Below are 13189 nucleotides of genomic sequence, written 5' to 3'. Positions count from 1 at the left end.
TCCCGGATCGCCTCGCCCGCCCACAGCCGGCGCAGCACGCCCACCAGGTGCTCCAGGCCGCGCAGTGTGGGCGCCGCGACGCCGAGCGAGGGCGCCAGCGCCCCCAGCCCCCGGCCGAGCCCGAGGACGAACCGGCCGCCGCTCAACGTGTGCGCGGTCGCCGCCAGCGCCGCGATGGTGAGGGGATGGCGGGTGCCCTGATGGATCACGGCGGTCCCGACACGGCAGCGGTCGGTCGTCGCGGCGAGCGCCCCGCAGATTACCCCGGCCTCCTTGAGGTCGAGCCGCTCGCTGACGTAGACCGCGCCGAAGCCGGCCCGCTCGGCGTCGCGCGCCTCCCGCAGGGCACGGGCGGGGTCGCTCGCCCGCCCGGGTAACACGTACACGCTCAGGTCGTCGTGCACGCCGTCGTTGTGGTCCGCGGATGTCATGATCGGCTTTCCCTGGCTTCGGTCGCATCGGTCGACGGGGAGGCGGCCTGGGCGCCCCGGAGCTCGTCGGGGACCTGCAGCTCGTCGGGGAACAGCTCGTCGGTGTGGCCGGTGTAGCCCAGTGCGAGGAACAGGTACATCTGGGCCGTCTCCAGCGCCCGCTCGATCGCCGGCGACAGGGCGGCCTCCCGCTCCCGGGCCAGGTGGGCGTGTAACGCGAGCAGCCGGGCGCGCTGCCGCTCGACGTCGACGCCCAGCCCCGGCCCCAGCCCTGGCCCGGTGCCCGGTCCCGGTGGCGGGAGCGGGTCGAGATCGGTGCGGGTCCGCGTTCCCTGTGCCACGCCAGCCATGGTTCAGCGCCCTTCTGCGGGGGTGGCGGCTCGTGCGCCCGGCTCGCGGGCGTCGAAGATCCGTCTGGTCTTCAGCTCGTAGCGCGGCAGCGTCCCGGCGTGGACAACCTCGGTCTCCAGCCGGACCCCGAGGTTGTTGCGCAGGTGCGCGGACAGCCGCGCCGCCAGGTCGGACAGGTCGCCGACACCCGCCGCGGCCTCGGCCCGGACCAGCATCCGGTCCATGCCGTCGCGGCGGGACAGGTGCAGCTCGTAGTGGTGCGTCAGCCCCGGGACCTCGCTGATCAGGTTCTCCACCGCGGTCGGGTAGACGTTGACCCCGCGGATGGTGACCATGAAGTCGGACCGGCCGAGCACGACGCCGGGGAAGTGCTTCCACGTCCACCCGCAGCCGTGGTCGGGACGGTCGTCGATGCGGACGAGGTCGTGCGTGCGGTACTTGATGAACGGCTGCACGAGGTGGGTGTAGCTGGTGATGACATGCTCGCCGACCCCGCCGGCGTCGGTGACCGGCTCGCCGGAGTCGGGGTCCACCGAGTACGAGTGACAGACGTCCTCGATCGCGTGCACCCCGCCGGCCCACACGTCGCAGGACTGGCCGATGAACAGGGCCTCCCCGATGCCGTAGGCGTCGTGGATCCGCTCGGCGCCCCAGGCCTCGGTGAGCCGCTCCCGGATGCGCGGCACCGACAGCCCCGCCTCGCCGCCGCCGGCGAGGATGCGCACCCCGGCGCGGCGCAGGTCGAGCCCCTCGCGTTCGGCGATCTCGGCCAGGTGCAGCAGGTAGGTGGGGGTGCCGCAGACGATGGCGGGTCGGCGTTCGAGGATGTGGCGGACCCGCTGCTCCCCGGTGGCACCACCGCCGGAGACGATGGTCAGGCCGAGGTTGCGCGCCCCCCAGTAGTAGGTCCACAGCCCGACCCACATGCCGAAGTCGAAGCAGAAGTAGATCGAGTCGCGCGGCCGGGCGCCCTGGCCCCACAGGCCGTAGCAGAGCTGGGTGCCCGCCTTGTGCATCTCGAACTGGCTGAACGCCTCGTGCAGGAACCGTCCCGTGGTGCCCGTGGTGTGGAAGTACTGCTGCCAGTGCTCCGGGCCGAGGGCCAGACCGCCGAACCCCGACTCCGAGCTCTCCTGGTCGCGGACGTAGTCGGGCTTGTCGGTGAACGGCAGCCGGTGGTGGTAGTCGTCCCAGGTCCGGATGTCGGCGGGCTTCACCCCGGCGGCGTTGTAGATCCGCCGGTGCAGCGGGGAGTTGTCGTAGGCCCAGCCGACCAGATGGCGGATCCGGGCGAGGTGCAGCGCGTCGAGCCGCTCCCGATCGGCGGTCTGCGTCGCCCGGTTCCAGAACCGCTGGTCGACGGTGTGGGCTAACGCCCCTGCCATTGCGCGGTCCGCTTCTCGATGAACGCGGCGGCGCCCTCCCGATGGTCCTCGGTGGTCTTGAGCACGCTCTGCCCGAGGCGTTCCAGCCGGCGACCGGTCTCGCCGTCGACGTCGCCGCAGGTGTTGAGCACGAGCTTGGCCATGCCGAGGGCGAGCGGCGCCATCGCGGCGAGCCGGTCGGCCATCCCCCGGGCGGCGTCGAGCGCCGTCCCCGCCGGCACGACCTCGGTGACCAGGCCGATCTGCAACGCCACGTCGGGACGCAGCGTGCCGCCGAGCATGACCAGTTCCTTCGCCCGGCCCCGCCCCACGTACGTGACGAGGCGCGAACACCCCCCGGACCCGGGGATGAGGCCGACCTTCGCCTCCGGCATGACGAACCGGGCGTTGTCGCCGGCCACCCGGAAGTCGCAGGACAGGGCGAGCTCGAACCCGCCGCCCGCGGCCACCCCGTCGACGGCGGCGATCACCGGGATCTCCATCGCCTCGATCGTGTCGAAGACGTCGTGGATGCGCCGGGCGTGCGCCCGGAACCCGCGGGTGCCGAGCGCCGTGAGGTCGCCCATGCCGCCGACGTCCTCGCCGGCGGAGAACGCGCGCCCGCCCGCGCCGGTGATGATCAGGACGCGCACCCCCGGGTCGAGTGCGGTGTCCTCGACGGCGTCGCGCAGCTCCTGGCGCATCGCCGCGTTCCAGGAGTTCATCCGGTCCGGCCGGTTCAGCGTGAGCACCCGCACGCCGCGGGGCTCGTCGTCCACGGTGATGTACTCGTGTCCCATCAGCGCGTCCCCGCCGCCTCGGCCGCCGTCTCCGGCTGCCCCGTCTCCAGGCGGAGCGTCGCCGCGACCGAGCCGTCGGCCTTGCGCACCTCGACGCCGTCGGCGGTGGGCACCACCGTCAGCTCGTCGCCGGGGAAGACCGGCGCGGACAGCCGGGCCTTCGCGGAACGCAGGGCCTGGGGGCCGAGCTGTTCGACCACGGCATCGAGCGCCAGCGTCACGGTGAGCGGGCCGTGCGCGATCACCGAGGGCAGGCCGGAGGCGCGGGCGAACTCGTCGTCGACGTGGACCGGGTTGAAGTCGCCCACCGCGCCGGCGTAGCGGGCGATCTGCACACGGGTCACGGGACCGCGCGTGCGCTCGCCGAGGGTCGCGCTCCCGCCGGGGGTCGCGCTGTCGTCCTGGGTCACTTGCTGCTCCCACGCTCGATGAAGGTGACGGTCTGGCGCTGCACGAGGTCGCCGGCGGCGTCGGTGAACTCCGCGGCGAGCAGGCCGAACTGGTTGGCGCCCTTGCGGAAGACGTCCTCCACGGTGACCCGCACGTGCACCCGTTCGCCGGGGGTGAAGGGGCGGCGCCAGTCGTAGTCGATGCCGGCGAGCAGGGCGCGGGACAGGTCGAGGCCGAGGCCGTCGACCGCGGTCGACTCGCCGCCGACCGACGCGCCGAAGTAGGGGACGAGAGTGGCCGTCGCCGCCCCCGCGGGGCTGCCGACGGCCCGGGCCAGCGCGGCGAGTACGTCGGGGGAGACCGTGAGGTCGTCCTCCACCAGGGTTCTGCCCTTGGCGCTTTCGTCCATCTCGACCTCCGTCGGAACTGTCCGCGGCCCGTGGTCGCGGCGAGGGTACGTGGCTGGTCCGCGGGCCGCGGCGGTCATGGGGAGCCGCCCGCCGATGGGGTGGTTCGCGGGGAGCTGGGCCGTGGCGCGGGTCACGTCGGGACTGAGCCGACCGTCCTCCACTGTGGGGCCCGCAGTCAAGAGTTTATTTGACCGACGCGATGGTTGACTAAAATACCGTGGTGATCCTACGGTCGGGTCGGCGCCGCACCGGAAGCGGTTCTGCCACAGGAGGGATCGGCGATGAGCGAGGGGTCGGCGATGAGCATCGTGCGGGAGTCGGGCCGGCGGCCGCCGGGCGGTGCCGTGGCGGCGGCGGACGCGCCCGCAGCGCGCAACCCGTTCGACCTGACCGGTCACGTCAGCGTGGTGACCGGCGGCAACGGCGGGATCGGGCTGGGCATCGCGGGCGGGCTGGCCGCCGCCGGCGCCCACGTCTGCGTCTGGGGGACCAATGCGGCCAAGAACGCCGCCGCCGTCGAGCGCCTTGCCGCGGCGGGCGGGCAGGCCACCGGCTATCTCTGCGACGTCGGCGACGAGGACCAGGTGGTCGCGACGATGGCCGAGGTGGCCGCGTCCTTCGGCCGGCTCGACTCCTGCTTCGTCAACGCCGGCGTCGCGTCCCGTTTCCACCCGCTGCTGGAGACCTCGCTCGCGGAGTTCCGCGAGGTGACGCGGGTCGACCTCGACGGGGCGTTCGTGACCCTGCGCGAGGCGGCCCGCGCGATGGTGCGCTTCGGCAACGGGGGGAGCCTCGTCGCCACGTCCAGCCTCGCGGTCCTGCAGGGGCAGGCCCGCGCCTACTCCTACGGCGCCAGCAAGGCCGGGCTCACCGCGATGATCCGGGCGGCCGCGGTGGAACTGGCGCGCCACGACATCCGGGCCAACGCCATCCTGCCCGGCTGGACGGACTCGCCCATGACCCACCAGGGCCTGCACGACGAACGGTTCACCGAGCGGGTCCTGCCGCGCATGCCCGTGCGCCGCTGGGGCCGCCCGGAGGACTTCGCCGGCATCGCCGTCTACCTCGCCTCGCCCGCGTCCGTCTTCCACACCGGCGACAGCATCCTGCTCGACGGCGGCTACGCCGCCTTCTGACCCCGACCCGCGAACCGACCCGCGAAGGAGATTCGAGGCAATGGACATCTCAGGCAGCATCGCTCTGGTTACCGGCGGCGCGTCCGGACTCGGCCTCGCCACGGCGCGGCGCCTGCTGGCGGCCGGGGCGAGGGTCGTGCTGCTCGACCTGCCCAGCTCGGCCGGGGACGCCGTGGCCAAGGAGCTCGGCGACGACGCCCGGTTCGTCGCGGCGGACGTCACCCAGCCCGAGGAGGTGGGGGCCGCGCTCGACGCCGCAGAGGCCCTCGGCCCGCTGCGGGTCGTGGTCAACTGCGCCGGCACCGGCAATGCGATCCGGGTCCTGGGGCGGGGCGGGGTGTTCCCGCTGGAGGCCTTCGCGAAGGTGGTCCACGTCAACCTCGTGGGGACGTTCAACGTCATCCGGCTCGCCGCCGAGCGGATCGCCGCGGTCGAGCCGGTCGACGGCGACCGCGGCGTGATCGTGAACACCGCCTCGGTCGCCGCGTTCGAGGGGCAGATCGGGCAGGCCGCCTACTCGGCGTCCAAGGGCGGCGTCGCTGCCATGACGCTGCCCATCGCCCGCGACCTCGCCGACCGGGCGATCCGGGTGGTCACCATCGCGCCGGGCCTGTTCGAGACGCCGATGCTCGGCGGGCTGTCCGAGCAGGCCCGGGAGTCGCTGGGGCGGCAGGTCCCGCATCCGAGCCGGCTGGGCAACCCGGACGAGTACGCGGCCCTGGTCGAGCACATCGTGGCCAACCCGATGCTCAACGGTGAGGTGATCCGCCTCGATGGCGCGATCCGCATGTCCCCCCGCTGACGCTCCGCCGGTCCCCCGTCCGCCTCGCCGCCGGCTCCGGATACCGGCCTGGACACCGTGGACATCTCCTCGACGCCGGCCGCGCGGGGCGTCGTCGGGCACCGGCTGCGGCTAGGATTCGCTCTGACGGGCAGGTGAGCGGGCGTTCGGTCAGCTCGCCCCGTTCCGTCTTCCATGGGGAAACGGACGCCGGCCGGGACGGTGCAGCGGTCCGGCGGGCAGAGCGCCCGGGCGTCGTCGCCGACGAGGTGAAGCCGTGGGCGCTCGCCCTGGGCCAGAGGAGAGTAATCATGCGCGCTTCGGTCTCCGGTGCCGGCATGCCACATGTCGCCTGCCCGCCCGCCACGCCGGGTGCCTGCTGATGGCGGGCGGGGGGGACGGCAGGTCCGCGGCGGACGGCCGACCCGTCATCGAGCAGCGCGGGCTCTACTACGACGAGCTGGCCGAAGGGGTCGTGTACCGGCACCGGCCGGGCCGCACGGTGGGGGAGGCGGACAACACCCTGTTCACCACCCTGACGATGAACATGCAGGCCCTGCACCTCGACGAGGCCTGGAGCGCGGCGCAGCCGTTCGGGCAGCGGCTGGTCAACAGCCTGTTCACCCTGTCCACGCTGGTGGGCCTGTCGGTGGCGCAGCTGACGCAGGGCACGACGGTGGCGAACCTCGGCTTCGGCGCGGTGCGTTTCCCCGCGCCGGTGTTCGTGGGCGACACCCTCTACGCGGAGACGGTCGTGCTGAGCCGTCGCCCGTCGAGCAGCCGGCCGGACACGGGCGTCGTCGAGTTCGAGCACACGGCGCGCAACCAGAACGGCGTGGTGGTCGCGACTGCGACCCGTTCGGCGCTGATGCTCCTGCAGCCCGCGGGAACGGACGCGGCCGAAGCGGCGAACACGACCGAGGGGGCGGCGGCGGGGACGCTCGAGGGGGACGAGGTGCGTTCGGATGCCGGTTGAGCTCGCGGGCACGACGCTGCTGTTCTGCCCCGCCGACCGCCCGGACCGGTTCGCCCGGGCGGCGGCCACAGCGGACCTCGTGATCCTCGATCTGGAGGACGGCGTGGCGGCCCCGTCGAGGCCGGCGGCCCGCGACGCGCTCGTCGCGGCCCTGCCGGACCTGGACCCGGCGCGGACCGTGGTACGGGTCAGCCCGGCCGGCACCGCCGATTTCGCCGCGGACCTCGCGGCGCTCGACGGGACGGGCGTGCGGCTGGTCATGCTGGCGAAAGCGGAGTCGGCGGCGCAGGTGGGCCAACTCGCCGGCTTCGAGGTGATCGCGCTGTGCGAGACGGCCCGCGGGGTGCTCGCGGCGCCGGCGCTGGCCGCGGCGGCGAACGTCGTCGCCCTCATGTGGGGCGCGGAGGATCTCGTCGCCGGGCTCGGCGGCCGGTCGAGCCGGTTCGACGACGGGCGTTACCGCGACGTCGCGAGGCATGCCCGCTCGGCCGTCCTGCTCGCGGCCGGCGCGTACGGCCGCCAGGCGATCGACGCGGTGTACCTGGACATCTCGGACCTGGATGGCCTGTCTGGGGAGGCGCGGGATGCGGCGGCGAGCGGGTTCGGCCTCAAGGCGTGCATCCACCCGAGCCAGGTTCCGGTGGTGCGGGCGGCGTTCACGCCGTCTGCGGACGAGGTCGCGTGGGCGCAGCGCGTGCTGGCGGCGGCGCGGGAGGCGGGCGTGGGCGTGTTCGCCTTCGAGGGGCGGATGGTCGACGCGCCGGTGCTGCATCACGCCGAGCACCTGCTCGGCTCCGCCGGGACGCCCCGGGCCTAGCCGTCGGCGTTGAAGTTGTGGATCACATCGCGGACCCGGTCCTCGGACGTGAACGTCAGCTCCGCGATCTTTTTCGGGGTCATCGCCTGCGCGGACAGCAGGATCATCTGCGCCCGCCGCCACGTCACCACCGACCCCGAGGACCGTCGCACGATCCGCAACAACCGCTGCCCCTCGTCCGGATCAATCTCCCGGACCCGCACCCGTTCCACCACACCCCGGATCATCGAACGACCCACCCGCCAGACGCGGGAGGCCGCCCGGCGTGCCGCCCACAGCAGGGCGATCCATGGCGGCTACGGCACTGGATCGATGGAGCATCCACCACTCCCGCAGTCCCTCCGCGGCGCGACATTTTATTCCATTCCCGAACAGGTCGTGGCGCATCGTCGCTCGTGCTGATCACGCCTTTCTTCTGCCGCTGGTCGAAGTGGCCGTAGAGCGTCTGTCGCGGTGGGAAATCGCTGGATAATGCCCGCGAGATGACGCCGTTGTGCACCACATGCAGAATTGCGGCGACGATGTCCGCTGAGAATATTCCGTCGGCCGGCCGTCCCTGGGTGTCGGTGTCGGCGGGGACGTGACTGGTATTCGAGGCGGGCTCTTAAGGGGAATTGGCAGCCCGGAGCCCTATTGGAAACAGAACCACGCAACTAGATCATGTCGTATATCGTCGTCGCGATGTGATCGCCGTTCGGCGTGTCTCCCGGGAGGCGATCTTTCTGCCTGGTATTGATTGACGCGCCACGCCAACCCATCGAGCATCCCGTCGCACACGGCAAAAATTGGCGAGTCCTGCACCTGACTATCGCCAGTCCTACAGCATCTACCGCGACAGTCACGACGCTGCCGCGGCTGGTTCTTCTCTTCAGGTACCTACGGTTTTGAAAGACTCCGCCGGATCGATGATCGATACTCGGCCTAGTCGGACCAAGCCGGAAATCACCTGGGTACGGCCCTGCCCGCGTGCCGGGTCGACACCTCACGTCGGGAGGACGGCCCTGTCGCGGGGCGAAATCGGGCCCCAAGGCGGTGGTGGCGTGGTGGTGACGACCTGGTGGCTAGAACTTGTGTGTTGTCCCTGGTCCAACTTTTCCCGTAAGTTAGTAAGGAGAGAAATGTGAACCGTAAATCCCTCAACAAATCCTTTGTCAGGAGTGCCACGCTGCTGTCGGTGACTGTTGGTCTGATTGGACCCATGGCGGTGGGCTACGCGACCGCCGCCATGGCCGATCCGATTTCCAGCCAGGTCGTTCAGGATAGCAATGTGGTGCCCGGCCCGAACGGTGCGGTGACCCCGCTGAATTTGTTCGACGACGGCTCGTGCGACGAGATCTTCTTCGACAAGTGTCGAGGCCCCCAGGGTCCGCAGGGCCCCCAGGGTTACCGGGGTGCTCAGGGTGCGCAGGGTGCGCAGGGTGCGCAGGGCTATCGGGGTCCGCAGGGCTACCGGGGTCCGCAGGGCTATCGGGGTCCGCAGGGCTATCAGGGTGCTCAGGGTGCGCAGGGTGCTCAGGGTGCGCAGGGCTATCGGGGTCCGCAGGGTTACCGGGGTCCGCAGGGTTACCGGGGTCCGCAGGGCTACCGGGGTGCTCAGGGCGCTCAGGGCGCTCAGGGTGCTCAGGGTGCTCAGGGCGCTCAGGGCGCTCAGGGCGCTCAGGGTGCGCAGGGTGCGCAGGGCTATCGGGGTCCGCAGGGTTACCGGGGTCCGCAGGGCTATCAGGGTGCCCAGGGTGCTCAGGGGCCAATCGTTGGGACACGCAGCAGCGTCGTCTCGGCGACCGCTGACAGGACCGCTTCTGTGTCCTGCCCCACGGGAACCTTCGCTCTTGGTGGCGGGGGCGTGTCGTCGAACGGCAGCGCCCTCACCGAGTCGGAGCCCATCGGGGGTTCACCGGCGACCGGCTGGCAGGCCAGCCACAGCGCCAATCAGCCGATCACCGTCTTCGCAATATGCGCTCCGTGAGTTGTAACGCATCGTAACTTCGATTCCGGGTCGCCAGACCCGTGCCGGCGTTGAGTGGCGGTACCCCCGACCTCGTTTCGCGGGGGTACCGCCCGACTGGCTACCGGTCATCGACCCGTCGGCCGGCTGAGCTCAACCAGGTCGCGCAACGCCGCGGTCAACCGTCTCAACGGCAGAAAGAACTGCCGCCGGCAGAAGCCGGACAGCGGTTCCCGCCATCACCGACAGCCCCTCGGACAGGTATCGAATGACGACATCACCAACACCCAGATTCTCCGTCTTCACGCCCAGTCATCGACCGATCTTTCTCGATGAGTGCCTCATGACCCTGCAAGCGCAGACCCGCTCCGACTGGGAGTGGATTGTGCTGCTGAACAGCGGCGCGCGATGGCGCCCGGGATCCCAGGACGACCGGGTCAGAGTGGAGATCGCGGACTCTGTCAGGGGAGTTGGCGCGGCCAAGCGCCGGGCCTGCGAACTGGCACAGGGAGAGATTCTCGTCGAGCTCGACCACGACGACCTGCTGGCGAAGGACTGCCTTGCGGAACTGGCGAAGGCCTTCGACGAAAATCCCGAGGTCGTCTTCGTCTACAGTCATGCCGCTCAGATCACGGAGGACGGCGGCCGTGACGACAGTCGGTTCGACTCGACGCATGGCTGGCGGTACCAGGAGGCGGACGTCGACGGCCGCCAGGTCCTGCAGGCCGTCTCCCTGGCATCGACGCCGCACAACGTCTCGTACATCTGGTATGCGCCCAATCATGTGCGTGCATTCAGAAAAGACGCCTACGAGAAAATTGGCGGATACGACGCGTCGCGGATGGTACTGGACGACCAGGACTTGATGTGCCGCCTTTTCCAGGCCGGCGACTTCCACCTGATTCCCCGCTGCCTGTACCTGCAGCGGGTGCACAGCGAGAACACCCAGTCCAACGTCGAGGTCAACGCGCATATCCAGAGTGAGACCGTCGCCCTGTACGACAATTACATCGAGGAAAATGCGCTCGCCTGGACCAGGCGCCGCGGACTGCTTGCGCTGGACCTCGGCGCGGCGCACTGCCGGCAGCCCGGCTATCTTGGCGTGGACCAGCGCCCGGGAGATGGCGTCGACATGGTAGCGACGCTGCCGGAACCGCTGGATCTTCCCGACAACTCGGTCGGTCTGATCCGAGCCGCGCATTTCCTGGAGCATGTACCGGCTAAGGTGCCTCTGATCAACGAACTGTATCGTCTGCTGGCGCCGGGCGGCATGCTCCTGACTTTGACTCCTAGCTCCGACGGGCGGGGCGCTTACCAGGACCCGACACATCTCGCCTGCTACAATGAGAATTCTTTCTGGTACTACACGGACGATCAGTACCGTGACCTGGTGCCCTCTCTTCAGGCCAAGTTCCAGAGTTCACGACTGGTCACCTACCACCCCACGGAGTGGCATAGCGCGAACAGAATTCCGTACGTGGCGGCCAACCTGATCGCCATCAAGGACGGCACCGAACGATGCGGAGGTCCGCTGTTGTGTGGCGGGGAGGATCCGGCGTTGATCGCCGGGGAGCACCAGCTCGTTTCAGATTGAGCGCGGGCGGCCCAGCCCGGTGCCGGGGGTGGGCTCCCGGGTCGGCATGATCCGGGCGGGGGCGCGGCGGTGTCAGCCGCCGCCCGCCCCAGTCCGGGCTGCTTCGCCCGGGCCGAGGAAGTCCGCGGTCAGCGCGCCCCACCGCGCAAGCTGCGCGCCGGTCTCCGCGACCTGCAGCCGCGCGCTGTCGATCAGCGCGGCGAGCCGTTCGGCGGTGGAGAGTGGATGGCCCGGGTCGCCGGCCCACGCCAGGATCAGCACTGGCACGTCGATGGTGGCCAGCGCCGCCTCGGCGGGCAGGTCGGAGTCGGCGGCGCCGCGCAGGACCGAGGGGAAGAGCTTCTCGCTGACGTCGGGCGCCGGCGGGAAGCTGGGCAGGTCGGCGAAGACGGCGGGCACGGGCGCGCTGGCGGCGAGCTCGGCGAACAGTCGCGGGCCGCGTGTCTCCACGAGGTCGGCGCCCCGGCGGTAGAGGTCGGCCTGGGCCGCCCGCGATGCCCACGCGGTCGGGGGAGCGGTCAGCACGAGCCGGTCGAAGCGGCCCGGAGCGGCCACGGCGGCGTGCAGCAGCGTGCCGGTGCCCATCGACGAACCGATCCCGGCCACCGGCGAAGCCCCTGCGAGCTGGTCGAGCAGCGCGAGCAGGTCCTCGGCGAGCTGCGGCCAGGTGTACTGCGCCGGGACCGGGTCGCCGGTGGACTGCCCGTGGCCCCGGGCGTCGTAGGCCACCAGACGCCGGCCCGCGGCGACGACGGGGGCCCAGTCGAACAGGCCCGACGCCGTCTCCGATGCACGGCTCTGGGTGACGCCGTGGGCATAGACGGCGAGGGGACCCCTGCCGGCATCGGTGTAGGCGAGCTCGGCGCCCCGGATCTGCGCGCGGCTCTCCGTCGCGTCGAAGGGGGCGCTGGGCCCCGCAGTGCTTCCGGTCATGCGGCTATCCTGCCCCGCATCGCGGCGAGATGCCGGTCCGGGCGATGACGGACGGTCGCCGACCGGTCAGGGTCTGCCCTCGGCGCCGACGAGCTGGCCGACGATGTGCTCCGCGATGGCCAGCGACGACGTGGCGGCCGGGGACGGGGCGTTGCGCACCACCGTGACCCGCCCGCTGGAGCGGATCACGAAGTCGTCGACGAGTTCGCCGGAGCGGCGCACGGCCTGCGCCCGCACCCCCGCCGGTGCCCGGGTGAGGTCGCCGGCCTGCACCTCCGGCAGGTAGCGGCGTACCGCGGCGGCGAAGCGTCGCCGGGACAGCGAGCCGGCCATCTCCGCCAGGCCGTTGCGCCAGTGCTCGCGGGCCAGTCGCCGCATCCCCGGCCAGGTCAGCACCCGGGCGAGCTCGCGCGGGTTGACGTCGCGCCACCGGTAGCCCTCCAGAGCGAGCGCGAGGACGGCGTTCGGGCCGACGTGGACGCCGCCGGTCAGGTCGCGGGTCAGGTGCACGCCGAGGAACGGGTAACGCGGGTCGGGCACCGGGTAGACCAGGCCACGCACCCGGTCGCGCAGCTGCGCGCGCAGGTGGTAGTACTCGCCGCGGAACGGGATGATCCGTACGTCGCCCGGGTCGTCGACCATCGCGGCCAGGGCGTCGCTGGACAGTCCGCCGCAGGCGACGAGCCGGTCGACGCGCAGGGTCTGTCCGCCGGCGGTGACGGCGACCCGGTCACCCTCGTCCCGGATGGCGGTGACGGGACTGGACAGCAGCACCCGCCCGCCCCGCGCGGCGAGGTCCGCCGCCAGCGCCCCGCACACCGCCGAATAGTCGATGACCGCCGTGTGCGGGGAGTGCAGTGCGGCGATCCCGGTGATGTGCGGCTCGATCTCGGTCATCCCGGCGCGGTCGAGCCGGACCAGGTCGGGTACCTGATTGCGCCGGGCCCGGTCCTCGATGACCGCGAGCTGGGCGAGCTCGGCGTCGTTCGTGGCCACGACGAGCTTGCCGAGTTCCTGGAAGGCGATGCCGTGCTGCTGGCTGAACTCCCGCAGCAGCGCGCCGCCGCGGATGCACAGCGTCGCCTTGAGGGAGCCTGGCTGGTAGTACAGCCCGGCGTGGATGACGCCGCTGTTGTGCCCGGTCTGGTGGGCCGCGAGCCGCGGCTCCTTCTCGACGACGACGACTTCGGCGCCGGGGTGGCGCAGTGCGAGCTCGCGGGCCACGGCCAGCCCGATGATGCCGCCGCCCACGACCCCGTAC

15 protein-coding genes are annotated in these 13189 nt (G+C 71.5%); 6 read left to right on the top strand and 9 right to left on the bottom strand.

Annotated elements, in window-relative coordinates; genetic code table 11:
* The 6 genes from NBZ85_RS18055 to NBZ85_RS18030 form a co-directional block, all read right to left on the bottom strand.
* The coding region (locus NBZ85_RS18055) for an LLM class flavin-dependent oxidoreductase (RefSeq protein WP_261558752.1) at window positions 1–431 on the bottom strand (431 nt) is incomplete at its 3' end.
* A complete protein-coding gene (locus NBZ85_RS18050; RefSeq protein ID WP_261558753.1) occupies window positions 428–772 on the bottom strand; it encodes a hypothetical protein in 345 nt (114 codons plus the stop codon). The genes NBZ85_RS18050 and NBZ85_RS18055, both read right to left, overlap by 4 nt.
* 12 nt (window positions 773–784) lie before the next feature.
* Window positions 785–2167 carry a phenylacetate--CoA ligase family protein gene (locus NBZ85_RS18045; protein ID WP_261558754.1) on the bottom strand — a complete coding sequence of 461 codons (1383 nt, stop codon included), beginning with the start codon at window positions 2165–2167 and terminating at the stop codon, window positions 785–787.
* Window positions 2152–2946, bottom strand: coding sequence for an enoyl-CoA hydratase/isomerase family protein (locus NBZ85_RS18040; protein ID WP_261558755.1), 795 nt, complete (start codon window positions 2944–2946; stop codon window positions 2152–2154). The genes NBZ85_RS18045 and NBZ85_RS18040 overlap by 16 nt, the downstream gene beginning before the upstream one ends.
* Complete coding sequence (locus tag NBZ85_RS18035; protein WP_261558756.1) at window positions 2946–3356, bottom strand: MaoC/PaaZ C-terminal domain-containing protein; 411 nt, start codon at window positions 3354–3356, stop codon at window positions 2946–2948. The genes NBZ85_RS18040 and NBZ85_RS18035 overlap by 1 nt, the downstream gene beginning before the upstream one ends.
* The gene (locus tag NBZ85_RS18030) at window positions 3353–3745 is read right to left on the bottom strand and encodes an FAS1-like dehydratase domain-containing protein (protein ID WP_261558757.1); all 393 of its coding nucleotides are present in this window, start codon (window positions 3743–3745) and stop codon (window positions 3353–3355) included. The genes NBZ85_RS18035 and NBZ85_RS18030 overlap by 4 nt, the downstream gene beginning before the upstream one ends.
* 282 nt (window positions 3746–4027) lie before the next feature.
* Between NBZ85_RS18030 and NBZ85_RS18025 the strand changes: the two genes are divergently transcribed.
* From NBZ85_RS18025 to NBZ85_RS18010, 4 genes are all read left to right on the top strand, one after another.
* Entirely contained in the window at window positions 4028–4882 is an 855-nt protein-coding gene (locus NBZ85_RS18025; protein WP_261558758.1) for an SDR family NAD(P)-dependent oxidoreductase, read from the top strand.
* A 40-nt stretch (window positions 4883–4922) separates the two neighbouring features.
* A complete protein-coding gene (locus tag NBZ85_RS18020; protein ID WP_261558759.1) occupies window positions 4923–5684 on the top strand; it encodes a 3-hydroxyacyl-CoA dehydrogenase in 762 nt (253 codons plus the stop codon).
* A gap of 361 nt (window positions 5685–6045) precedes the next feature.
* Complete coding sequence (locus NBZ85_RS18015; RefSeq protein WP_261562274.1) at window positions 6046–6639, top strand: MaoC family dehydratase; 594 nt, start codon at window positions 6046–6048, stop codon at window positions 6637–6639.
* A complete protein-coding gene (locus NBZ85_RS18010; RefSeq protein ID WP_261558761.1) occupies window positions 6629–7456 on the top strand; it encodes an HpcH/HpaI aldolase/citrate lyase family protein in 828 nt (275 codons plus the stop codon). Before NBZ85_RS18015 ends, NBZ85_RS18010 begins: the two co-directional genes overlap by 11 nt.
* Here the strand turns inward: NBZ85_RS18010 and NBZ85_RS18005 are convergent.
* The gene (locus NBZ85_RS18005) at window positions 7453–7683 is read right to left on the bottom strand and encodes a helix-turn-helix domain-containing protein (RefSeq protein WP_261558762.1); all 231 of its coding nucleotides are present in this window, start codon (window positions 7681–7683) and stop codon (window positions 7453–7455) included. The two genes, NBZ85_RS18010 and NBZ85_RS18005, sit on opposite strands and share 4 nt — an antisense overlap.
* Window positions 7684–8576: 893 nt before the next feature.
* Between NBZ85_RS18005 and NBZ85_RS18000 the strand changes: the two genes are divergently transcribed.
* Entirely contained in the window at window positions 8577–9422 is an 846-nt protein-coding gene (locus tag NBZ85_RS18000; RefSeq protein ID WP_261562273.1) for a collagen-like domain-containing protein, read from the top strand.
* Window positions 9423–9669: 247 nt separating this feature from the next.
* On the top strand, window positions 9670–10995 hold the full coding sequence (locus tag NBZ85_RS17995; RefSeq protein WP_261560420.1) for a glycosyltransferase: 1326 nt from the start codon (window positions 9670–9672) through the stop codon (window positions 10993–10995).
* Between the two features lie 72 nt (window positions 10996–11067).
* Here the strand turns inward: NBZ85_RS17995 and NBZ85_RS17990 are convergent, their stop codons facing one another.
* Together NBZ85_RS17990 and lhgD are read right to left on the bottom strand one after the other, a co-directional pair.
* Window positions 11068–11928: an alpha/beta fold hydrolase gene (locus NBZ85_RS17990; RefSeq protein WP_261560421.1), complete on the bottom strand. Its 861-nt coding sequence runs from the start codon at window positions 11926–11928 to the stop codon at window positions 11068–11070.
* Between the two features lie 66 nt (window positions 11929–11994).
* Window positions 11995–13189 (bottom strand): L-2-hydroxyglutarate dehydrogenase (gene lhgD / locus NBZ85_RS17985; RefSeq protein WP_261562272.1); only part of this gene is annotated, 1195 nt, incomplete at its 5' end.

Origin of the sequence: Frankia tisae, assembly GCF_025403405.1 — a bacterium.
Taxonomy (GTDB): Bacteria; Actinomycetota; Actinomycetes; order Frankiales; family Frankiaceae; genus Frankia; species Frankia tisai.
Note: the sequence above shows the minus strand (reverse complement) of the source record. Positions and strands in the feature narration are given on the sequence as shown.